Origin of the sequence: Sulfitobacter sp. NFXS29 (assembly GCF_040148765.1) — a bacterium.
Classification (GTDB): domain Bacteria; phylum Pseudomonadota; class Alphaproteobacteria; order Rhodobacterales; family Rhodobacteraceae; genus Sulfitobacter.
This window is the reverse complement of record NZ_JAGDED010000005.1, coordinates 1-20,942: the sequence shown is the minus strand read 5'-3', so window position 1 is coordinate 20,942 and position 20,942 is coordinate 1. Positions and strand designations below refer to the sequence as shown.

Here is a 20,942-nt window from a genome sequence, read left to right as displayed (position 1 = left end):
GGGACAGCGTGAAAGATCAGGCTGACAGCTATGTCACCGACGACGGCCGCACCATCGGCCCCACGGTGATGGAGATGAAAAACATCACCCTGCGTTTCGGCGGTGTGGAAGCGATCAAGGACATCTCATTCGACATCCGCGAGGGTGAAATCCGCGCGATCATCGGGCCGAACGGGGCGGGCAAGTCATCGATGCTCAATGTGATCAGCGGCTTCTACGTCCCGCAAGAGGGCGAAGTTTGGTACAAGGGCGCGCAGCGTCCGCCGATGAAACCCTATCAGGTGGCGCAGCAGGGCATCGCCCGGACCTTTCAGAACATCGCGCTGTTTGAGGGCATGTCGGTGCTCGACAACGTGATGACGGGCCGCCTGACCCAGATGAAATCGGGCCTGCTGGCGCAGTCCCTTTGGAAGGGCAAGGCCGAGCGCGAGGAAGTGGAGAACCGCGAGATCGCCGAGAAGGTCATCGACTTTCTGGAGATTCAGGCGATCCGCAAAACCCCGGTCGCGCGTCTGCCTTACGGTCTGAAAAAGCGCGTCGAACTGGCCCGCGCCTTGGCGGCGGAGCCAACGATCCTGCTGCTGGATGAGCCGATGGCTGGCATGAACGTCGAAGAGAAAGAGGACATGTCCCGCTTTATCCTCGACGTGAACGACGAATTCGGCACGACCATCGCGCTGATTGAGCATGACATGGGCGTGGTCATGGACCTTTCCGACCGCGTGGTCGTGATGGATTACGGCCGCAAGATCGGCGACGGCTCGCCCGATGAGGTGCGCAACAATCAAGAGGTGATCGACGCCTATCTGGGGGTGGCCCATGACTGAGCGCCGCACGATCACCCGCAACGACACAGCCGTTCTGACTTTGGGGAGGGCCAATGATGCCTGAGCAACTGGCGTTTACAATTGAGGTCTTTCTCAACGGGCTGATGGCCGGGGTGCTTTATGCGCTCGTGGCACTTGGCTTTGTGCTGATCTACAAGGCTTCGGGCATTTTCAACTATGCCCAAGGTGTTATGGCGCTTTTTGCCGCGCTGACACTGGTCGGGATCATGGACGGGCAGGTGCCCTTTAGTCACCTGATCAACGCGATCCTCGGCACCGAGGTACACCACTTCGGTTGGCATGTGCCCGCCTTCCTTGCCATCCTGCTGACGATGATCGTAATGATCGTGCTGGCCTATTGCGTGCAGCGTTTCGTATTCCGCTACCTCGTGGGCCAAGAGCCGATCATCCTCTTCATGGCCACCATCGGTTTGGCCTATTTCCTCGAAGGCGTCGGCGATCTGATGTGGGGGTCCGAGATCAAGACGCTCGACGTCGGTCTGCCGCAGGGCATTAACATCTGGATTGATGAATTTACCTTCGACGCGACGGGCTACGGCTTTTTTATCGACAACCTCGATATCGTGGCTTCCGTCGTGGCCGCAATCCTCGTGATCGGGCTGGTGATGTTCGCGCAATACACCAAACAGGGCCGCGCGATGCGGGCCGTGGCGGATGACCACCAAGCCGCGCTGTCGGTGGGGGTCTCGCTCAACTTCATCTGGATCTTGGTCTGGTCGCTGGCGGGGTTCGTCGCGCTGGTGGCGGGTATCATGTGGGGCGCCAAGTCTGGCGTGCAGTTCTCACTGTCACTGATTGCGCTGAAGGCATTGCCGGTGCTGATGCTCGGTGGCTTTACCTCGATCCCCGGCGCGATTGTCGGCGGGCTGATCATCGGTGTGGGTGAGAAACTCTTTGAGTTCCTGATCGGTGCTCCCTTCCTTGGTGGCGCGACCGAGAACTGGTTTGCCTATATGCTGGCGCTGGTCTTCCTCGTCTTCCGCCCGCAGGGCCTGTTTGGGGAGAAGATCATTGAGCGCGTTTGATACAGGCATGATGCGCCGCTGTGCATCCAACGACACAAAGATCGCAGAAGGGAAATCAGTCTAATGTTCTATCGTGAAGCAGGCGATTTCAGCACGACATACGCCGAAGACCAGCAGACCTTTCCGATCAAGTTCGACCGCTACCGCTACTATGTGGTGCTGTTCGTTGCGATCTTTGTCATTCCCTTCATGGTCAATGACTACTGGGTGAACTCGCTGTTCCTGCCCTTTTTGATCTATGCCATCGCGGCGATTGGGCTGAACATCCTTGTGGGCTACTGCGGACAGGTGAGCCTCGGCACCGGCGGTTTCATGGCGGTGGGGGCCTATGCCTGCTACAAGCTGATGACGGCGATGCCGGATGTGAGCATGTTCATCCATATCCTGCTCGCCGGGTTGATCACCGCGGCCGTTGGGGCGCTCTTTGGTCTGCCAAGCTTGCGGATTAAGGGCTTCTACCTTGCCGTGGCGACGCTGGCGGCGCAGTTCTTCCTTGTCTGGCTCTTCAACCGGGTGCCGTGGTTCTACAACTACTCTGCCTCTGGCCAGATCAGCGCGCCTGAGCGGGATACTTTCGGCATTCTGATCACCGGCCCCAACACCGAGGCTTGGGCCACCTATATGTTCTGCCTGATCTTCACCGTCTTCTCGGCGCTGGTGGCGCGCAACCTGACGCGCGGCTCGGTGGGTCGTAAATGGATGGCGATCCGCGACATGGACATCGCGGCCGAGATCATCGGAGTGAACCCGCTGCGTGCGAAACTGACGGCCTTTGCGGTGAGCTCTTTCTTCATCGGCATCTCCGGCGCGCTGTTTTTCTCGATCTACCTCGGCGCTGTTGAAGTGGGCGAAGCCTTCGGCATCAACAAATCGTTCCTTGTGCTCTTTATGATCATCATCGGAGGATTGGGTAGCATCTTTGGCAGCTTTGCGGGGGCCGCGTTCCTTGTGCTGCTGCCGGTGCTTTTGAAGATCGTCGGCGTCGACTGGCTGGGCTGGCCCACGGATATCGTGGCGCATTTGCAGTTGGTGATTGTCGGCGGGCTGATCGTGATCTTCCTGATCGCAGAGCCGCACGGGCTGGCGCAGCTGTGGCGCGTGGCCAAGGAAAAACTGAGATTGTGGCCCTTCCCGCACTAAGGGACGGCCATGAAAAGCGAGGCCGGGGGGAGGAAACCCGGCCCAAACACCCAAGTCGGACAATCCAAGGGAGGAAACACCGATGAAATATAAACTGGGAACACTGGCCGTAGCTGGCCTGATGGCCGCAAGCCCCGTGATGGCGGACCTTGTCTTTCCATCGCTGAGCTATCGTACCGGGCCCTACGCGGCGGGCGGCATCCCCTTCGCCGACGGTTACGCCGATTACTTTACGCTGCTGAACGAGCGTGACGGCGGCATCGGTGGCGAAACCATCCGCGTGCCGGAATGCGAGACCGCCTATAACACCGAAAAAGGCGTGGAGTGCTACGAGTCGACCAAGGGCGAAGGCGCGCTGGTGTATCAGCCGCTCTCGACCGGCATCACCTACCAGCTGATCCCCAAAGTCACCGCTGACGACATTCCGATGCTGACATCGGGTCTGGGCCGTACCTCGGCCAAGAACGGCAACACTTTCAGCCACGTCTTTAACTTCCCTGCGAACTACTGGGATGGCGCGTCGGTTGCGGTAAAGCACATCATGGAGCAGGAAGGCGGTAGCCTTGAGGGCAAGAAGATCGCGCTCGTGTACCACAACTCTGCCTATGGCAAGGAGCCGATCCGCACGCTGCAAGAGCTGAGCGAGAAGCATGGTTTCGAGCTGAAAGAAGTGCCCGTCGATCACCCCGGTCAGGAGCAGAAATCGCAGTGGCTGCAAATCCGCCGCGACAAGCCTGACTATGTGATCATGTACGGCTGGGGCGTGATGAACCAAGTTGCGGTTCAGGAAGCCGCCAACATCCGCTTCCCGATGGATAAGTTCATTGGCATCTGGTGGTCCGGTTCGGAAAACGACGTGCTGGCAGCCGGTGCCAAGGCCGATGGCTACAAGGCGCTGACCTTTCACAACGTGGGCTCCGACTATCCGCTTTATGACGATCTGCAGAAATACGTTGTCGATGCGGGCAAAGCTGCCGGTGCAGGCGATCAGGTCGGCTCGGTGCTTTATAACCGTGGCGTCTATGCCGCCATGCTGGTGTCAGAAGCGGCCCGTACAGCGCAGGAAATCCACGGTGTGACCGACATCACCGGCGGCCAGATGCGTGACGGTATGGAGCAGCTTGAGATCACCGAAGAGAAGATGGCGGCGCTTGGCCTGCCGGACTTCGGTCCTGAGTTCTCGGTCTCCTGCGAAAACCACGGTGGTGAGGGCTTTGTCGCCGTGACCCAGTGGGATGCGGAGGCCAAGGAATGGAACCTCGTGTCGGACTTCATGCAGTCGGATCAAGACGTGATCCAGCCGCTGATCGATGAGGATAGCTCGGCCTATGCCGACGAAAACGCCATCGAAGGCAACTGCTAAGACACCGCTCCCGGCTGCCCTCTGGGTGGCCGGGAACCTACCCAAGCGCCAAGAAAGGTCCTTCCCATGCTGGATGCCGCCAACACCAATGACGTCGCAGTCGACAACCTGCTTGAGGTCAACAATATCGAGGTGATCTACAACCACGTCATCCTCGTGCTGAAGGGCGTCAGCCTGAATGTGCCCAAGGGCGGCATCACCGCGCTGCTGGGCGGCAATGGCGCCGGCAAGACGACGACGCTCAAGGCGATCTCGGGGCTGCTGGCCTCGGAGCGGGGCGAGGTCACCAAAGGCTCGATCAAATACCGCGGCGGTGCGATCCAGCATCAGGATCCTGCCGAAACCGTGAAGAAAGGTGTCGTGCAGGTCATGGAAGGCCGCCACTGTTTTGAGCACCTTACCATCGAAGAAAACCTCCTGACTGGGGCCTATACCCGCACCGATGGGAATGCTGCGATCCAGCAGGACCTTGAGATGGTCTATAACTACTTCCCCCGTCTGAAAGAGCGCCGCCGCTCGCAGGCTGGCTATACCTCGGGCGGTGAGCAGCAGATGTGCGCCATTGGCCGCGCTCTGATGTCACGGCCTGAGACGATCCTTTTGGACGAGCCGTCGATGGGCCTTGCCCCGCAACTGGTTGAGCAGATTTTCGAGATCGTGAAATCGGTCAACGAACAGGAGGGCGTGACCTTCTTGCTGGCCGAGCAAAACACCAACGTCGCGCTGCGCTTTGCGCATTACGGCTACATCCTCGAATCCGGTCGCGTGGTGATGGATGGACCCGCCAAAGACCTGCGCGAGAACCAAGACGTGAAGGAATTCTACCTCGGCATGTCCGACGAGGGCCGCAAGAGCTTTCGCGACGTGCGCAGCTACCGCCGCCGCAAACGCTGGCTGAGTTAAGACGGTACCCGACCGGACCAGAAAGACCCAAGACAAGACCAGAGCGGGCCTGTGCCCTCTCCAGTGATGCCATAGCAGGAAAGTGACAGGGATGCTGACCAAGCCCCATTTCGACGATCTGGAAACCCGCAGCGCCGACCAACGGGCGGCCGATCTGGCGCAGGCGTTGCCGCAGCAGATCGCCCGCGCGCAGGGCTTGCCGGGTTATGGCGAGACGCTCAAAGAGGTGGACGCATCACAGATCACCTCAGCCGCCGCCCTAGCCAACCTCCCGGTGCTGCGCAAATCTGAGCTTGGTAAGGCGCAGGCGGGGCAGCCGCCCTTCGGCGGGTTCACCACCAAGCCGGTGACGGAGTTCAGCCATGTCTTCCAGTCGCCCGGCCCGATCTACGAGCCCTCCAGCAACGATCCTGACTGGTGGCGGATGGGCCGCTTCCTCCATGCCGCGGGCATCGGCGCGGGCGATGTGGTGCACAACTGCTTTGGCTACCACCTGACCCCTGCGGGTATGATCTTCGAATCCGGTGCGCGGGCGGTCGGGGCGACCGTCTTACCTGCGGGCACCGGCCAGACCGAGCTACAGGTCACCGCCGCCCGTGATGTGGGCTCGACCGCCTATGCGGGCACGCCGGATTACCTCAAGGTGATCTTGGAAAAGGCCGATGCCATGGGGGTTGATCTGAAGATCACCAAGGCGGCGGTCGGCGGCGGCGCGCTTTTCCCCAGCCTGCGGGCCTTCTATCAAGAGCGCGGCATCACCTGCCTGCAATCCTATGCCACCGCCGATCTGGGCAATATCGCCTATGAAAGCCCGGCGATGGAGGGGCTGATCGTCGACGAGCAGGTCATCGTCGAGATTGTCACCCCCGGCACCGGAATCCCGGTCGCGCCCGGTGAGGTTGGCGAGGTCGTGGTCACCACGCTGAACCCCGACTACCCGCTCATCCGTTTCGCCACCGGAGACCTTAGCGCCGTGTTGGAGGGCGAAAGCCCCTGTGGGCGCACCAACATGCGCATCAAGGGCTGGATGGGCCGCGCCGATCAAACCACCAAGATCAAGGGCATGTTCGTCCGGCCCGAGCAGGTGGCGGCGCTGGTTGCCCAACACGAGGAGATCGAAAAGGCCCGCGTCATCGCCAGCCGGGAAGGCGAGGCAGACGTGATGACCGTGCAGATCGAAACCGTCGGAGAGGACAAGGACGCCTATGCCCGATCCGTGGCCGATCTACTCAAGCTCAAGGGCCGGGTCGAGCTGGTTGCCCCCGGCAGTCTGCCGCGCGACGGGCTGGTGATCGAAGATACCCGCAGCTACGATTGAGGCGCGGCGTCGCGCCCTCTGGCATTTCCGAGTGAAATCGTCGAAATAGGGCGCATGACGCTGAACACCGCCTCCTCTGAGACGCCCCATCTGCGCCGCGCCCGCGACGGGCTGCGCGCGCTGTCGGCTGTCGCCCTGACCGTCGCCACCATCTGTGCGCTGCCGATGCTGGCGGTGCTGATCGCCGCGCTGAGCGGCGGGACGGAAACGGTGCAGCACCTGATCGACACGGTGCTGGGCCGCTATACGGTGACGACGCTGCTCTTGGTGCTACTGGTGTCTCTCGGCACCTTTGCCATCGGTGTGGGGGCGGCTTGGCTGGTGACGATGACACGTTTCCCCGGCGCCAAGCTGTTGGAGATTGCACTGGTGTTGCCGCTGGCCTTCCCGGCCTATGTGCTGGCATACGCCTATACCCATGTGCTCGACCATCCCGGCATTGTGCAGACCATGCTGCGCGACGTGACGGGCTGGGGCCCGCGGGACTATTGGTTCCCCGAGATCCGCTCGCTTGGCGGGGCGGCGGCGATGCTGGTGTTGGTGCTTTATCCTTACGTCTACCTGCTGGCCCGCGCCGCTTTTCTGCAACAAAGCGGGACGACATTCCTAGCCGCCCGCGCGCTCGGCTCCAGCGCTTGGGCGGCGTTTTTCAAGGTCAGCCTGCCGCTGGCCCGGCCTGCCATTGCGGGCGGCGTGTTGCTGGCGGTGATGGAGACCATCGCCGATTTCGGCACCGTGGCCTATTTCGGCGTCCAGACCTTTGCCACCGGCATCTACACCAGCTGGTTTTCCATGTTCGACCGGGCGGCCGCCGCGCAACTGGCGCTTTGCCTGCTGAGTTTCGCGCTGTTGCTGGCGATGCTAGAGCGGGCGCAGCGCGGCAAGGCCAAGTATCACGACCCCGCGCGCCGGACCCAATCCGCACCGCCAGCCGAGTTGAAAGGCTGGCAAGCCGCAGCGGCGATCGTGCTTTGTGGTGTGCCGGTGCTCTTTGGGGCGGTGCTGCCGGTGGTCATCCTCGTGACCATGGGGCTTGATAGCGAGCAGAGCCTTTTCAGCCCGCGCTACCTCGGCTTCATGCGCAATTCGGTGACGCTTGCTGGTGTTGCGGCTGCGCTGACAGTGCTGGCGGCGATCAGCGTGGGGTTTTACCGGCGGCTGCGCCCGGGCCGCGTCTCGCAGGGGGCGGCTTATGTCGCGCGGTTGGGCTATGCGGTGCCGGGCGGGGTGATCGCCGTGGGGCTGCTGGTGCCCTTCGCGGCCTTCGACAACGCGCTCGACGCTTGGATGCGCGAGACCTTTGATGTTTCCACCGGGCTTTTGATCACCGGCTCGATCTGGCTCTTGGTGCTGGCCTATCTGGTGCGTTTCCTCGCGGCGGCGCTTGGAGCCTATGAGGGCGGGCAGTCCATGGTGCATGCCAATATGGACGCCGCCGCGCGGTCACTGGGGCAGACGCCCTTGGGGACGCTGCGCCGGGTGCATCTGCCGATCCTTGCGCCGAGCCTGCTGACCGCGCTGCTGATCGTCTTTGTCGACGTGATGAAGGAACTGCCCGCCACGCTGATCATGCGGCCTTTCAACTATGATACGCTGGCGGTGCAGGCGTACCGGCTGGCCAGTGACGAGCGGCTCAATGGGGCTGCGGTGCCGAGCCTTGTGATCGTGGCGATGGGGCTGCTGCCGGTGATCTTGATCTGCCGGCAGGTGGGACGTCAGCGGTAGCGCGGAAGGGCCAGCGCCTGCCCGCGGGTCGGCGATCCGACGGGCGGTTCCTGCCACTTTATGCCTCAGCTATGATGTGCGTTCGCATTGTTACTCCAAGCCTTACCAAATCGCCTACCCGTCCGGGCGGGCAGGCGATGGCCCGGCGCCTGCGGCTTATCCCGGGCCGGGGTGGCAGTGTTGGCCGGCGATAAGGGCGGCGCCCTCCGGGATGAGGGAGAGCGATGCCCGGCGGGGCGCTAGATGCGGAAGCGCAGCGCATAAAAAAGGCGGGCCCGAAAGCCCGCCTCCTCCGCGAATGTCGCGCTGATTATTCCCAGCCGACCGAGTTGAAGATCTTCTGCGCGGTGCCGATATTCTCGGCCACGTCCGACAGGTTCACCTCGTCGGCTTTGAACTCACCCAACTGCTTGACGCTGTCGGCCAGTTCTACGCCTTCCACGGTGGGGAATTCATCGTTGCCCGCCGAGAAATAGACCTGCGCCTGATCAGAGGCGAGATACTCAAGGAACTTCACCGCGTTCTCACGGTTCGGGGCGTTCTTGGCCACGCCGCCGCCCGAGAGGTTCATATGCGCGCCGTTGCCTTCTTGGTCTGGCCAGATCAGGCCGATCTTGCCGATATCGTCGCTCACGCCGTCGACATCGGTGCGGATCGCGCGGGCGAAGTAATAGCTGTTGGACACAGCGATGTCGCACTCACCCGAAACGATGCCGCGCAGCTGGTCGGTGTCGCCGCCTTGGGGTGCGCGCGCCATATTGTCGACCACGCCCTGCGCCCAGTCGGTCGCGGCTTCTTCGCCCTCATGGGTCACGATGGAGGCCAGCAGGGTCTGGTTGTAGGTGTTGGTCGAGGACCGGATGCAGACCTGACCTTTGTAGGCCGGATCGGCGAGGTCCATGTAGGTCGCTGGCGGATTGTCCATCGTCTCTTTGTTGTAGAAGATGATCCGCGCGCGTTGGGACAGACCGAACCACTGGTTGCCGTCGTCCTGCAGGTTGCCGGGAATGCGCTCTTCGAGCGTGTCGCTCTCGACCGCTTGCAGCAGGTCCATGTCTTTAGCGCGCTTGAGGCGGCTGGTGTCCACGGTCAGCAGGACGTCGGCGGGGGAGTTCGCGCCTTCGGCTTCCATACGGGCCAGCAGTTCGTCGGCTTTGCCTTCGATGCGGTTGATGGTGATGCCGGTCGCTTCGGTAAAGTCGGAGTAGAGCCGCTCGTCAGTGTCGTAGTGACGCGAAGAGTAGAGATTCAACTCGCCATCGGCCAGCGCAGGAAGGGCCAGCGCCATCAGCGCGGCGGCGGCAGTCGATGTTTTGCAGAGGGTCATATCAGGGTCCTGTTCCATTTGGGATAACTTGACTGAAACAGTAAGAAACAGATTTTATCCGGCCCTGCAACCAATTCCGATAAATTTGGTCGGAAAGCCCCCGGCCCCATCAGGCCGAGGGCTATGCGGTCAGTCTTTGCCGCCGATCTTGTCTTGGGTCTTGGTGTCGAAATCGCTGGCGTCGTGCCGCTCATGCAGTTGCAACGACAGGTCATCGCCGAAGGCGCGGTTGACCATACGGCCCCGGGTCACGGCAGGGCGTGCGTCAATCGCTTCGGCCCAACGCATGACGTTTTTGTAAGAGGTCACGTCTAGGAACTCAGCCGCCGAATAGAGCCGCCCGAGCACCAATTGACCATACCAGCTCCAGATCGCCATATCGGCAATGGAGTATTCATCGGCGAAATACTCATGCTCGGCCAGATGCTTGTCCATCACGTCAAGCTGACGCTTGGTTTCCATCGCGAAACGGTTGATGGGGTATTCGAACTTCTCTGGGGCGTAGGCGTAGAAATGGCCGAAGCCGCCGCCAAGGTAGGGCGCGCTGCCCATCTGCCAAAAGAGCCACGACAGCGCCTCGGTCCGGCGGGCGGGGTCTTGGGGCAGGAAGGCGCCAAACTTCTCAGCAAGATAGAGCAGGATCGCCCCCGATTCGAAGACCCGCTGGGGCGCATCGCCAGAGTGGTCCATCAGCGCGGGAATTTTGGAGTTGGGGTTCACCTCGACAAAGCCCGAACCGAACTGATCGCCCTCGGAAATATCGATCAGCCAAGCGTCGTATTCAGCCGCCTTATGGCCCGCCTCTAGCAGTTCTTCGAACATCACCGTGGCTTTGACGCCATTGGGCGTGGCGAGGGAATAAAGCTGAAAGGGATGCTCGCCGACGGGGAGGTCCTTGTCATGGGTCGCACCGGCGATGGGCCGGTTGGTGCTGGCGAATTTGCCGCCGCTTTCTGATTCCCATTTCCAAACCTTTGGGGGCGTATATTCGGGCGTGTCCGACATGATGGTCTTCCTTGTTATTCAAGTCTGCTTTGAAGGTGGGGTTTTGCGCCGGGGTTGCAAGCCGTTATCCGCAACGAAAAAGGCCGCCCCCGAAGGAGCGGCCTTTAGTTCTAAAAAGCTGCGAAGCTCAGCCCTGACGGGCTTTGAACCGGCGCTGCGTCTTGTTGATGACGTAAACGCGGCCTTTGCGACGCACAACACGGCAATCGCGATGCCGATTCTTGAGCGAGCGGAGCGAATTGCGAACCTTCATGGTCGTCTCCTCATGTCGTGGCGCGGGCCAGCGCCTAGGTTGCGGGCAACCTGCCAAAGGCAGGTCGATGAATAATGGTGGGCGATACTGGGATCGAACCAGTGACCCCTTCGATGTCAACGAAGTGCTCTACCGCTGAGCTAATCACCCACTTTTAAGCGTTTCCATGTCGGCCCCAAAACTAAATGGGGCGCGAAATTTCGCGCCGTTGGGGTCCTATAAAAGGAGTCGGCGACGGGATCAAGGGCTTTTGGAGCGGAATAAACACGCTATGTTCGACTTAGAAGGAATTATTATGCCGATGACCGCCTACGAAGTACTGCATCCCGACCGAAACCGCTCTTGCGTGGTCTTTGCCTCGCCCCATTCGGGTCGGGATTATGCGGCGTCTTTCCTGCGGCGGTCGGTTTTGGATGAACATGCGATCCGCTCGTCCGAGGATGCTTTTGTCGATCTGTTGTTCGATTGCGCGCCGTTGCATGGGGCCTCTTTCATCAAAGCTGGCGCGCCGCGGGCCTATATCGACTTAAACCGCGCGCCCGAGGAGTTGGACCCATCGGTCATCGAAGGGATCCCGCGGCAGGGTCATAACCCGCGCGTGGCCTCGGGGCTGGGGGTGATTCCCCGCGTGGTGGCCAATGGTCGGGCGATTTATCGCGGCAAGCTTTCCCAAGAAGAGGCGCAGCTGCGCATCGACAGCTACTGGCGGCCCTATCACGCGAAACTGCAAGAGTTGCTGAGCGCGGCGCATCGCCGTCACGGGCAGGCGGTGCTGGTCGATTGCCACTCCATGCCGCATGAGGCGATGGACGGTGTGGCGCGCGGCGGGATGCGGCGGCCCGATGTCGTATTGGGCGACCGCTTTGGCGCGGCGGCGGGGGGCGAGGTGGTCGACCGAATCGAAGCGGCCTTTGTCGAGGCGGGGTTCGTGGTGACGCGGAATTCGCCCTTTGCCGGGGCCTATATTACCCAAGCCTATGGCCGTCCCTCGCGCGGGCAGCATGCCGTGCAGGTCGAGATCGACCGGGCGCTCTATATGAACGAGCGGTTGATTCGGCCCAACGGTGCTTTCGAGGCGGTGCAGGCAGCGTTGCAGCGTGTGGTGGCCGAAGTGGCGCAGATCGGACAGCAGCGGCTTCCCCTCGCTGCGGAGTAGGTCAACGCAGGGCGCGGCCTTTCACGATTGCTTTATCGCCGAAACGGCTGCGGATGCTGTCGGCAGCGCGTTCGGCGCGGCTGCGCTGTGCGGCTCCGGGGTCAAGTAGATCGCCGACCATATCCGCCCCCTCTGCGCCCGAAAGGTCCGATAGCCCCACGCCAATCAAGCGATAAGCGCTATTGTGGTCGACCTGATCAAACAGGGCGCGGGCAGTGCGATAAATGCGGTCGGCCAGTTGCGTCGGATCGTGCAGCGACAGGCGGCGTGACAGCAAAGAGTGATCGGCGCGTTTCAGTTTTAGCGTCACCACTCGGCCTGCCATCTCTTTCGCCTTGGCACGGTCTGCCACCTTTTCCGCCAAGCGCCAGAGGTGGCCATCGAGAATCTCTGCATCGCCGGTATCGTCAGAGAATGTCGTCTCATTGCTGATCGACTTCACCGGACGGTGCCGCGACACGCGCCGTTTGTCTTGGCCGCGCGCGAGATGCCACAGCCGGTCGCCCATGCTGCCAAAGCGGGCGATGAGATCGGTTTGGTCCCACCGCAACAGATCGGAAAAACTGCGGATGCCGGCCTTTTCCAGCGCGGTCTGCGTGGCGGCCCCGACGCCCCAGATCATGCCCACCGGTTTGTCGCGCAAAAACGCCGCCGTTTCGCCCGCGCCGATGACAGAGAATCCATGCGGCTTGTCGAGATCCGAGGCGACCTTGGCCAGAAATTTGTTATGGCTCAGCCCGATGGAACCTGTCAGCCCCAGTTCCACCTTCATCCGCCGCACCAGCCGCGCCAGCATCACCGCCGGGGGCTGGCCGTGCAGCCGCGCGGTGCCTGTCATATCGAGAAAGGCTTCGTCCAGCGACAAGGGCTCAATCGCCGGGGTCATCTCTTCCATCATCGCGCGAATCGCGCGGGAGGCTTCGACATAGACCTCCATGCGTGGCTTGATGATCACCGCCTCGGGGCACAGCTTGAGCGCCTGAAACATCGGCATGGCCGAGCGCACGCCTCGGATCCGCGCAACATAGCAGGCGGTCGACACGACCCCGCGCCGCCCGCCGCCGATGATGACGGGTTTGCCAGCCAGTTCGGGATTGTCGCGTTTTTCCACCGAGGCATAGAAGGCATCGCAATCCATATGGGCGATCGACAGGTCGAAGAGTTCCGGGTGGGACAGCACACGCGGGCTGCCACAGCGCGGACAGCGCCGCGCCGGAGCGATTTCAGAAAGACAGTCGCGACAGAGGGTAGCCATGAGTACACCGGGAGGGCAGGGTTCGGGCGACGATTCTAACCAGATCGCGAGGGATTTAACATGGGCTTTGATGGCGCAAAGCTGGCGCTCTACCTTGGGGGGAAGCTGGCCGTGATCCTGCGCGATGACACGCCGGGCCTGCCCTTTGCGGATCATTGGGATTTGCCCGGTGGGGGGCGCGAGGGGGCAGAGACCCCGCTGGCCTGCGCACTGCGTGAATGCCGCGAAGAGTTGGGGATCGTGGTGCCTGAAGACGCGGTGATCTGGCAAGGCAGTTTTGATGAGGCGGGGCGGATCAAATGGTTCTTCGTTGCACGCTTGCCCGCCGAGGCAGAGGCCCAGATCGTCTTTGGCGACGAGGGGCAGCGCTGGCGTTTGATGGCGCAGGATGAGTTTCTGACCCACCCCCGCGCGGTGCCCGCATTTCAGGACCGCTTGCGGGTCTATCTGGCGCAAAGCGCGACAGAAAAAGACCAGCACTAGATGGGGAAATAAAGGCCCCCCGCCTGCGTGAGCGGGGGGAGGTGACGAACATCAGGAAGAACCAGTTCGTCGGGGAGTATCACCTGAGTTCAACATAACATGTTGCGCGGCTTTCGCCTAACATTGATGACCGCCCCCGCGGCGCATCCCGGCGCGCTGTGGTCGATTTGCTACAGGGCGGAGGAAGCCCCTTGTTAACGTTCAGAAATTTCCTGAAGCACGGCGCGGGCAGCGGCAGCGGGGTCTTCGGCCTGCCAGATCGGGCGGCCCACCACGATGTGATCGGCGCCATCCGCGATGGCCTGACCGGGGGTGGCGACCCGTTTCTGATCGCCCAATGCGGCACCTTGGGGGCGCACGCCGGGGGTGACAATAAGCTTGCCGTTCGCTTCGGGGAGGGCGCGGATCGCGGCGGCCTCTTGAGGGGAGGCGATGACGCCATCTGCGCCTGCGTCCAACGCGCGGCCCGCACGGGTCAGCACCAGATCGCCCAGATCGCCCGGTTGAATCAGCGCGGCGTCAAGGTCGGCGCGGTCAAGCGAGGTGAGGATCGTGACGGCGAGAATTTTCATGTCCGTGCCAGCGGCACCTTGCTTGGCCGCCGCCACCACATGCGGGTCGCCGTGGACGGTCAAGAAATCCAGATCGAACTGGGCCAGCCCGCGCACCGCCGCCTCTACGGTGGCACCGATGTCGAAAAGCTTCATATCAAGGAAGATGCGCTTGCCATGTTCCTGTTTCAGTTCATTGGCCAAGGCCAAGCCACCGCCCGTCAGCATGCCGAGGCCGATTTTGTAAAAGCCCACCGCATTTCCGAGCTTTTCGGCCAGTTCCAGCCCCGCGACCGCATGGGGAACATCAAGGGCGACAATCAGACGGTCATCAGACATGCGAGGGCTCCTGCCAATTTTCAAACGGCTTTGACCTACGCCGCGGCGCGGGGCAAGTCCATCATTCATGCAATAGGGGCGCAAAAAAATAGGGGCGCAAAAAAGAGGCCCGAACACCGCGTTGCGGGTCCGGGCCAAGTGATCAGAGACTTAGCAGGCAGGCACTGGTCTCTGGTATGCGGAACGCCACATCGGGACAGATGAGGTGGCAGCAGGTCCGCGGGCAGCCGCGCGGCAGGCAGGTGCCACGCGGAAGGGGGTTAGGCTGCGTCGCGGCCGGGAAGGTCCATGACCTCTTCCAACCAACGCAGCGGATCGAAGCTGCGGCGTCCGGCCCGCTGAGCGGGGACGTGGCGCAGGACTTCGGAACTCAAACCACGCTTCTGGGCGTGGCGGCGGAGCGCTTGACGGGACAGACCGTCAGCGGCATCGCGGTATGACATGGTGATCGGGGCATCGATGGCACAAGCGTAGCGGCGCAGCTGCTCCCCGTCTTGGACAGTGACCAGCGCTTCGAAACACTGAGTGGCCGCATTGTAGGTGACATCTGTCAACTGGATAGGGCGCGTCTGCATCGTTTCACCTCTTGTGTTCTTCTGAACCTTGGCAGGCTTTGTCGTCCTGCTCTCATCTGAGGAATAAACGCGAGAGGCAGCCAAATGGTTTCATTATGGTTACACTTTCTGTGGATAAAGGTTAACAATGTATTTATATCAATGGCATAGGATGGTATTTTTTGACGCAAAATTGCCGTATTTTCGCCTTATTGGCTGAATTCTTCCTATTAGCAGCTTCTTTCACGGCGGTATTTTGCGCCCATACGGTCTTGAACCCGCAGCGCCGCTTCCCAAATTAATACCGAGGCTCAGACCGCTGCGTGCCACATACCGGGCGCGGCATTTTGGAGCGCTTGTAGAAAAGGAGAGACCCATGGACTTGAGCAAGTTCACGGAAAGATCGCGCGGCTTTATTCAAGCGGCGCAAACCATTGCGACACGGGAAAGCCATCAGCGGCTGTCCCCTGAACATGTACTCAAAGCACTGCTGGACGACGACCAAGGGCTGGCGCGCAACCTGATCGCGGCCTCGGGCGGCGATGGTGCGCGCGTGATGCAGGCGCTTGACCTCGCACTTGGCAAAATCCCGAAAGTCACCGGCGATGCGGGGCAGGTCTATTTGGACGGCACCACCGCCAAAGTATTGGCTGAGGCCGAAACCATGGCCAAGAAAGCGGGCGATAGTTTCGTTACTGTCGAACGCATTCTAACCGCGCTTTGCATGGTGAAGTCCGGCGCGAAGACGGCGTTGGAAGCGGGCAAAGTAACGGCTCAAGCCCTGAACACCGCGATCAATGATGTGCGCAAGGGACGCAAGGCCGACAGCGCCACCGCCGAAGACAGTTATGAGGCTTTGGAGAAATACAGCCTCGACCTGACCGCGCGGGCCGAAGAGGGCAAGATTGACCCTATCATTGGCCGGGATGAGGAAATCCGCCGCGCGATGCAGGTGCTGAGCCGCCGGACCAAGAACAACCCGGTGCTGATCGGTGAACCGGGTGTGGGTAAGACCGCGATTGCCGAAGGCTTGGCGCTGCGGATCGTGCATGGGGACGTGCCTGAATCCCTGCGCAACAAACGCCTGCTCGCGCTCGACATGGGCGCGCTGATCGCCGGGGCGAAATACCGCGGTGAGTTCGAGGAACGGCTGAAGGCGGTTCTGACCGAGGTGACCGAAGCCGCGGGCGAGGTGATCTTGTTCATTGACGAGATGCACACGCTGGTCGGCGCCGGTAAGGCCGACGGCGCGATGGATGCGTCGAACCTGCTGAAACCTGCGCTGGCGCGGGGTGAGTTGCACTGTGTGGGTGCCACCACTCTCGAAGAGTACCGCAAATATGTCGAGAAAGACGCGGCACTTGCGCGGCGGTTCCAGCCAGTAATCGTGCAGGAGCCGACGGTGGAGGACACCGTTTCGATCCTGCGTGGCATCAAAGAGAAGTATGAGTTGCACCACGGCGTGCGCATTTCCGACACCGCGCTGGTCGCGGCGGCGACGCTGAGCCATCGCTACATTACCGACCGTTTCCTGCCCGACAAGGCGATCGACCTGATGGACGAGGCCGCGAGCCGTTTGCGGATGGAAGTCGACAGCAAGCCTGAAGAACTGGACGCGCTGGACCGTCAGATCCTGCAGCTTCAGATCGAGGCCGAAGCGCTGAAGAAAGAAGATGATACCGCGTCCAAGGATCGGTTGGAGGCTTTGCAGAAAGACCTGAGCGATCTGCAAGACCGCAGCGCCGAGATGACAGCGCAGTGGCAGGCCGAGCGGGACAAGCTGGCTGGTGCGCGCGACATCAAAGAGAAACTGGACCATGCGCGGGCCGACCTCGACATCGCCAAACGCGAAGGCAACCTCGCGCGCGCGGGCGAGCTATCTTATGGCGTGATCCCGCAGTTAGAGCGCGACCTCGAAGCCGCCGAGGGCCGCGAAGACGACATGATGGTCGAAGAGGCCGTGCGCCCGGATCAGATTGCCAGCGTGGTCGAGCGTTGGACCGGTATCCCTGCCGGCAAAATGCTGGAAGGGGAGCGGGACAAGCTGTTGCGGATGGAAGAGCAGTTGCATGATCGGGTGATCGGTCAGAGCGCGGCTGTCAAAGCGGTCGCCAATGCCGTGCGCCGTGCGCGGGCGGGGCTGAACGACGAAAACCGCCCGCTTGGCAGCTTCCTCTTCCTTGGACCGACTGGCGTCGGTAAGACCGAATTAACCAAGGCCGTGGCCGAGTTTCTCTTTGACGACGACAATGCGATGGTTCGCATCGATATGTCCGAGTTTATGGAGAAACATTCGGTGGCCCGTCTGATCGGTGCCCCTCCGGGTTACGTTGGTTATGACGAGGGCGGTGTGCTGACCGAAGCGGTGCGGCGGCGTCCTTATCAGGTCGTGCTTTTTGACGAGGTCGAAAAGGCGCACCCGGATGTCTTCAACGTGCTGTTGCAGGTGCTCGACGATGGTGTGCTGACCGATGGCCAGGGCCGCACGGTCGACTTCAAGCAGACGCTGATCATTCTGACCTCAAACCTCGGGGCGCAGGCGCTGAGCCAGCTGCCCGAGGGGGGTGACATGGCCGGGGCCAAGCGCGACGTGATGGACGCAGTCCGGGCGCATTTCCGGCCTGAGTTCCTGAACCGTCTGGACGAGACGATCATCTTTGACCGTCTGGGCCGTGCGGATATGGACGGCATCGTCACGATCCAGATGGCACGTCTGCTCAAACGGCTTGCGGGGCGGAAGATCACGCTTGATCTCGATGACGCCGCGCGCAAGTGGTTGGCTGACGAAGGCTATGATCCGGTCTTTGGAGCGCGACCCTTGAAGCGGGTGATCCAGCGCACCGTACAGGATCCGCTGGCCGAGATGCTGCTGGCCGGAGATGTGAAGGACGGCGATACCGTCACCGTCCGCGCCGGGACCGATGGTTTGATCATTGGCGATCAGGTGGCCGCGTCGAACCGGCCCAAACCGGATGATGCCACGGTGCATTAAACGCCCAAGACATTAAGAAAGGCCGGGGTTATCCCGGCCTTTTCGCTTGGACTAAAACCCGCGAAAGGCGCCCATTATTCGCCAATCGCTTCTTTCACGATTTCGTCTAGCAGGCTCTGCACCTCTTGCATGGCTCCTTCGGGAAAGGCGCGGTAGCCGACGGTCACTTCGTCACTCTCAGGCAATTGCATGACGAAAATGTCGTAGGGGCAAAAGCCGATGTTCATCACATCCGCCTCCATCACTTTGCGCGACAGCGCGGCCGAGCAAAAGCTGAACACCTCCGCCGCCTCGAACAGCACCACGTCAGAGCCGACATCCGCGCGGGTGCGGTCCAGCATCTCACCCACATGGCTGACGTTTTCGGGGATCAGCCCTTGGTTCAGGATCGCATTCTCCACCCCAAAGGTCACATCGCCAAAGCTTTGGTCGGTGGTATAGGTGACCATCTCATCCGCCTGCGCGGCGCTGGCCAGCATCAGACCGGCGGCAAAAAGGAAACGGATCATGGCGGCACTCCTTTAATAACGGCGCCTGACATTCCGGTGTGCTGGCTGAAATCCGGGCGAAAGGATTTGGTGCCACCCGCGGCGGGCGCTAACTTCTATTGAGTATAGTAGGGAGTGCTGAAATGGCCAATCGCTGGATCAATCGACTGACAGACCGAGACGTGACTGACGAAGCGCAGTACTTTAACCGGCGTCAGATCATGGGCGGCGCGATGGCGGGGCTGGGTCTTGCCAGCTTGGGGCAGGGGGCCATGGCCCAAGAGGGGCTGACCCCGAATGACTATGAGGACATCACCCAATACAACAATTACTACGAATTCGGCACCGGCAAGGGTGACCCCGCGAAATACGCAGGGAGCCTGACGACCAAGCCGTGGACAGTGGCCATCGAAGGGATGGTCGACAAGCCGGGCGATTACGCTTTTGAGGACATCATGAAGGCCATGACAGTCGAAGAGCGCATCTACCGCCTGCGCTGCGTCGAAGCTTGGTCGATGGTGGTGCCGTGGAACGGGTTCGAGTTGGCCGATCTCCTGAATATGGCCGGGGTGCAATCCGGTGCGAAATACGTCGCGTTCGAGACCGCCTACCGGCCTGAGGAAATGCCCGGCGTCCGCTTTCCCGTGCTCGACTGGCCCTATGTCGAAGGGCTGCGTCTGGATGAGGCGATGCACCCGCTGACAATCATGGCCACCGGCATCTATGGCAAAGACATCCCGAACCAGAACGGCGCGCCGCTGCGTTTGGTGGTGCCGTGGAAATATGGCTACAAGTCGATCAAATCCGTCGTGCGGATCACCCTGACCGACAAACAGCCGCCCACCAGCTGGAACAAGGCCGCGCCGCGGGAATACGGCTTCTACAGTAACGTAAACCCCGAGGTGAGCCATCCACGCTGGTCGCAGGCCGATGAACGCCCCATCGGTGGCGGGCTGTTTGCGCGGCGTCAGCCGACGTTGATGTTCAACGGCTACGAAGAAGAGGTGGCAGGGCTCTACGAGGGCATGGACCTGACCGCGAACTTCTGATGCGCGACACACTATATTTGCACAGAGTTTTTGACAGCCTCGGCGGAAGCGCGTTGCCCGGGGTGGCCGGCTGATGGCGAGGGCGATTGATACTCTGAACAGTCTCGCCCGGCGCGTTCCGGTTTGGTCCGTCTATCTGCTGCTGGCCCTGCCGATCCCGTGGTTCTTTTATCAGGGGCTCAACGGTGGGCTCGGGCGTGACCCGGTGAAAGGGCTGGAGCATCTCTATGGCCTATGGGCGCTGCGCCTTTTAATTGCTGGGCTCATTGTCACGCCCCTGCGCCGGACAGTTGGGCTGAACTTGCTGCGCTTTCGCCGGGCCATTGGTGTTATGACCTTTGTCTATGCGCTCGCGCATCTCACAGTCTGGGCCGTGTTAGATGTACAGACGCTCTCGCGAGTCTGGGCGGACATTCTGAAGCGGCCCTATATCACCATCGGTATGGCGGGGTTCCTCTGTCTGATCCCCTTGGCGGCAACCTCCAACAACTGGTCCCTGCGCAAGCTTGGCGCCCGCTGGCGTAAACTCCACCGTCTTACCTATGCCGCGGCGCTGCTGGCGGCGCTTCATTTTCTGTGGCTGGCAAAGGGTTTTCAAATGGAACCGCTGATCTACGCCGGAATGATCTTGGCGCTTTTAATCTACCGCCTCCCGTTCAAGCGCATCCGGCAGAGGCTTTCGCAGGGCGGGGTGAATCGGATTCGCAGTTAGGAGCCGTGATTCACGCCCCTGAATCGCACCTATCGGCTCTATGGCCTGTGGATAACTGGTGGCGTTAACATAATGGGGCTGCGCAAGGAGGAGGTGGGCAGGATTTCGCAAAAGATGTCAGGTGCTAAGCCGCTGTTTTAACATGGTTTTGAAGTCGTTTCACAAAAACTGCACAAAACCTCAAAAAATGGCTTGCGGGTTTCTGTCACTCGCCTTAGAACCCCCTCTACCGGCGGCGCAGAGATGCAGCGGCGGGGCGCCAGACGGGGCGGACGGAAGCGGAGACGCTGGGTTCGGTTCGGAAGGTGGATAAAAATTCGAGGTATTAGGGCGGGGCGCGCCAAGGTTATAGGGCGCATCTCAGTTTCTTTTGTCTCAACGCTGTTTGAAAATTTGATATCTGAAGAGATATGTGGGCGGTTTGGTTCATTCGATGGATCAACGTCTGTATATCGC

General features: G+C 61.1%; 19 protein-coding genes and 1 tRNA gene. 12 read left to right on the top strand and 8 right to left on the bottom strand.

Annotated elements, in window-relative coordinates:
* Positions 1–8: 8 nt before the first annotated feature.
* The 7 genes from J3456_RS09675 to J3456_RS09645 all read left to right on the top strand — a co-directional run bounded on the left by J3456_RS09675 (position 9) and on the right by J3456_RS09645 (position 8,322).
* On the top strand, positions 9–827 hold the full coding sequence (locus J3456_RS09675; RefSeq protein WP_259949957.1) for an ABC transporter ATP-binding protein: 819 nt from the start codon (positions 9–11) through the stop codon (positions 825–827).
* A gap of 56 nt (positions 828–883) precedes the next feature.
* Positions 884–1,873 carry a branched-chain amino acid ABC transporter permease gene (locus tag J3456_RS09670; protein WP_349580052.1) on the top strand — a complete coding sequence of 330 codons (990 nt, stop codon included), beginning with the start codon at positions 884–886 and terminating at the stop codon, positions 1,871–1,873.
* A 63-nt stretch (positions 1,874–1,936) separates the two neighbouring features.
* Positions 1,937–3,013 (top strand): branched-chain amino acid ABC transporter permease, encoded by a 1,077-nt coding sequence (locus tag J3456_RS09665; protein ID WP_259947298.1) that lies wholly within the window; start codon positions 1,937–1,939, stop codon positions 3,011–3,013.
* Between the two features lie 82 nt (positions 3,014–3,095).
* On the top strand, positions 3,096–4,376 hold the full coding sequence (locus tag J3456_RS09660) for an ABC transporter substrate-binding protein (RefSeq protein WP_349580051.1): 1,281 nt from the start codon (positions 3,096–3,098) through the stop codon (positions 4,374–4,376).
* A 66-nt stretch (positions 4,377–4,442) separates the two neighbouring features.
* Positions 4,443–5,279, top strand: coding sequence for an ABC transporter ATP-binding protein (locus tag J3456_RS09655; RefSeq protein WP_259947301.1), 837 nt, complete (start codon positions 4,443–4,445; stop codon positions 5,277–5,279).
* Positions 5,280–5,370: 91 nt separating this feature from the next.
* Positions 5,371–6,597, top strand: coding sequence for a phenylacetate--CoA ligase family protein (locus J3456_RS09650; RefSeq protein ID WP_349580050.1), 1,227 nt, complete (start codon positions 5,371–5,373; stop codon positions 6,595–6,597).
* A 54-nt stretch (positions 6,598–6,651) separates the two neighbouring features.
* On the top strand, positions 6,652–8,322 hold the full coding sequence (locus J3456_RS09645; RefSeq protein WP_260011269.1) for an ABC transporter permease: 1,671 nt from the start codon (positions 6,652–6,654) through the stop codon (positions 8,320–8,322).
* Positions 8,323–8,632: 310 nt separating this feature from the next.
* Here the strand turns inward: J3456_RS09645 and J3456_RS09640 are convergent, their stop codons facing one another.
* The 4 genes from J3456_RS09640 to J3456_RS09625 all read right to left on the bottom strand — a co-directional run bounded on the left by J3456_RS09640 (position 8,633) and on the right by J3456_RS09625 (position 11,057).
* A complete protein-coding gene (locus J3456_RS09640; protein WP_349580049.1) occupies positions 8,633–9,649 on the bottom strand; it encodes a Fe(3+) ABC transporter substrate-binding protein in 1,017 nt (338 codons plus the stop codon).
* Positions 9,650–9,778: 129 nt separating this feature from the next.
* Positions 9,779–10,654, bottom strand: coding sequence for a glutathione-dependent disulfide-bond oxidoreductase (gene yghU, locus J3456_RS09635; protein ID WP_349580048.1), 876 nt, complete (start codon positions 10,652–10,654; stop codon positions 9,779–9,781).
* Positions 10,655–10,781: 127 nt separating this feature from the next.
* Positions 10,782–10,907: a type B 50S ribosomal protein L36 gene (ykgO, locus tag J3456_RS09630; RefSeq protein WP_005850168.1), complete on the bottom strand. Its 126-nt coding sequence runs from the start codon at positions 10,905–10,907 to the stop codon at positions 10,782–10,784.
* 75 nt (positions 10,908–10,982) lie between these two features.
* Positions 10,983–11,057 (bottom strand) — tRNA-Val (locus tag J3456_RS09625).
* Between the two features lie 145 nt (positions 11,058–11,202).
* Here J3456_RS09625 and J3456_RS09620 point away from each other — a divergent pair.
* The gene (locus J3456_RS09620) at positions 11,203–12,063 is read left to right on the top strand and encodes an N-formylglutamate amidohydrolase (RefSeq protein ID WP_349580047.1); all 861 of its coding nucleotides are present in this window, start codon (positions 11,203–11,205) and stop codon (positions 12,061–12,063) included.
* A 1-nt stretch (position 12,064) separates the two neighbouring features.
* Here J3456_RS09620 and J3456_RS09615 read toward each other — a convergent pair whose 3' ends face one another.
* On the bottom strand, positions 12,065–13,318 hold the full coding sequence (locus J3456_RS09615; RefSeq protein WP_349580046.1) for a DNA polymerase IV: 1,254 nt from the start codon (positions 13,316–13,318) through the stop codon (positions 12,065–12,067).
* A 60-nt stretch (positions 13,319–13,378) separates the two neighbouring features.
* Here J3456_RS09615 and J3456_RS09610 point away from each other — a divergent pair, with 60 nt between their 5' ends.
* Positions 13,379–13,801, top strand: coding sequence for an NUDIX hydrolase (locus tag J3456_RS09610; protein ID WP_349580045.1), 423 nt, complete (start codon positions 13,379–13,381; stop codon positions 13,799–13,801).
* A 194-nt stretch (positions 13,802–13,995) separates the two neighbouring features.
* Here the strand turns inward: J3456_RS09610 and pyrF are convergent, their stop codons facing one another.
* The gene (pyrF, locus tag J3456_RS09605; RefSeq protein ID WP_349580043.1) at positions 13,996–14,691 is read right to left on the bottom strand and encodes an orotidine-5'-phosphate decarboxylase; all 696 of its coding nucleotides are present in this window, start codon (positions 14,689–14,691) and stop codon (positions 13,996–13,998) included.
* A 260-nt stretch (positions 14,692–14,951) separates the two neighbouring features.
* Complete coding sequence (locus J3456_RS09600; RefSeq protein WP_067942287.1) at positions 14,952–15,266, bottom strand: orotidine 5-phosphate decarboxylase; 315 nt, start codon at positions 15,264–15,266, stop codon at positions 14,952–14,954.
* 355 nt (positions 15,267–15,621) lie between these two features.
* On the opposite strand from J3456_RS09600, the gene clpB reads away from it, so the two are divergent.
* Positions 15,622–18,237, top strand: a complete 2,616-nt coding sequence (gene clpB, locus J3456_RS09595) for an ATP-dependent chaperone ClpB (RefSeq protein ID WP_349580042.1) — start codon at positions 15,622–15,624, stop codon at positions 18,235–18,237.
* A 74-nt stretch (positions 18,238–18,311) separates the two neighbouring features.
* Here clpB and J3456_RS09590 read toward each other — a convergent pair whose 3' ends face one another.
* Positions 18,312–18,746, bottom strand: a complete 435-nt coding sequence (locus J3456_RS09590) for a DUF302 domain-containing protein (protein ID WP_349580041.1) — start codon at positions 18,744–18,746, stop codon at positions 18,312–18,314.
* 122 nt (positions 18,747–18,868) lie between these two features.
* Here J3456_RS09590 and msrP point away from each other — a divergent pair, with 122 nt between their 5' ends.
* Together msrP and msrQ are read left to right on the top strand one after the other, a co-directional pair.
* The gene (msrP, locus tag J3456_RS09585; RefSeq protein WP_349580040.1) at positions 18,869–19,774 is read left to right on the top strand and encodes a protein-methionine-sulfoxide reductase catalytic subunit MsrP; all 906 of its coding nucleotides are present in this window, start codon (positions 18,869–18,871) and stop codon (positions 19,772–19,774) included.
* Positions 19,775–19,847: 73 nt separating this feature from the next.
* Positions 19,848–20,486 carry a protein-methionine-sulfoxide reductase heme-binding subunit MsrQ gene (gene msrQ / locus J3456_RS09580; protein WP_349580038.1) on the top strand — a complete coding sequence of 213 codons (639 nt, stop codon included), beginning with the start codon at positions 19,848–19,850 and terminating at the stop codon, positions 20,484–20,486.
* Positions 20,487–20,942: the final 456 nt, after the last annotated feature.

What these genes read in the sequence shown, in the direction of transcription:
- J3456_RS09660 (WP_349580051.1), top strand. Translation starts at nt 3,096, where the DNA reads ATGAAATATAAACTGGGAACACTGGCCGTAGCTGGCCTGATGGCCGCA.
- J3456_RS09620 (WP_349580047.1), top strand. Translation starts at nt 11,203, where the DNA reads ATGCCGATGACCGCCTACGAAGTACTGCATCCCGACCGAAACCGCTCT.
- msrQ (WP_349580038.1), top strand. Translation starts at nt 19,848, where the DNA reads ATGGCGAGGGCGATTGATACTCTGAACAGTCTCGCCCGGCGCGTTCCG.
- clpB (WP_349580042.1), top strand. Translation starts at nt 15,622, where the DNA reads ATGGACTTGAGCAAGTTCACGGAAAGATCGCGCGGCTTTATTCAAGCG.
- J3456_RS09640 (WP_349580049.1), bottom strand. Translation starts at nt 9,649, where the DNA reads ATGACCCTCTGCAAAACATCGACTGCCGCCGCCGCGCTGATGGCGCTG.
- J3456_RS09645 (WP_260011269.1), top strand. Translation starts at nt 6,652, where the DNA reads ATGACGCTGAACACCGCCTCCTCTGAGACGCCCCATCTGCGCCGCGCC.
- J3456_RS09655 (WP_259947301.1), top strand. Translation starts at nt 4,443, where the DNA reads ATGCTGGATGCCGCCAACACCAATGACGTCGCAGTCGACAACCTGCTT.
- msrP (WP_349580040.1), top strand. Translation starts at nt 18,869, where the DNA reads ATGGCCAATCGCTGGATCAATCGACTGACAGACCGAGACGTGACTGAC.
- J3456_RS09665 (WP_259947298.1), top strand. Translation starts at nt 1,937, where the DNA reads ATGTTCTATCGTGAAGCAGGCGATTTCAGCACGACATACGCCGAAGAC.
- J3456_RS09615 (WP_349580046.1), bottom strand. Translation starts at nt 13,318, where the DNA reads ATGGCTACCCTCTGTCGCGACTGTCTTTCTGAAATCGCTCCGGCGCGG.
- J3456_RS09590 (WP_349580041.1), bottom strand. Translation starts at nt 18,746, where the DNA reads ATGATCCGTTTCCTTTTTGCCGCCGGTCTGATGCTGGCCAGCGCCGCG.
- J3456_RS09600 (WP_067942287.1), bottom strand. Translation starts at nt 15,266, where the DNA reads ATGCAGACGCGCCCTATCCAGTTGACAGATGTCACCTACAATGCGGCC.
- J3456_RS09670 (WP_349580052.1), top strand. Translation starts at nt 884, where the DNA reads ATGCCTGAGCAACTGGCGTTTACAATTGAGGTCTTTCTCAACGGGCTG.
- pyrF (WP_349580043.1), bottom strand. Translation starts at nt 14,691, where the DNA reads ATGTCTGATGACCGTCTGATTGTCGCCCTTGATGTTCCCCATGCGGTC.
- J3456_RS09650 (WP_349580050.1), top strand. Translation starts at nt 5,371, where the DNA reads ATGCTGACCAAGCCCCATTTCGACGATCTGGAAACCCGCAGCGCCGAC.
- ykgO (WP_005850168.1), bottom strand. Translation starts at nt 10,907, where the DNA reads ATGAAGGTTCGCAATTCGCTCCGCTCGCTCAAGAATCGGCATCGCGAT.
- yghU (WP_349580048.1), bottom strand. Translation starts at nt 10,654, where the DNA reads ATGTCGGACACGCCCGAATATACGCCCCCAAAGGTTTGGAAATGGGAA.
- J3456_RS09610 (WP_349580045.1), top strand. Translation starts at nt 13,379, where the DNA reads ATGGGCTTTGATGGCGCAAAGCTGGCGCTCTACCTTGGGGGGAAGCTG.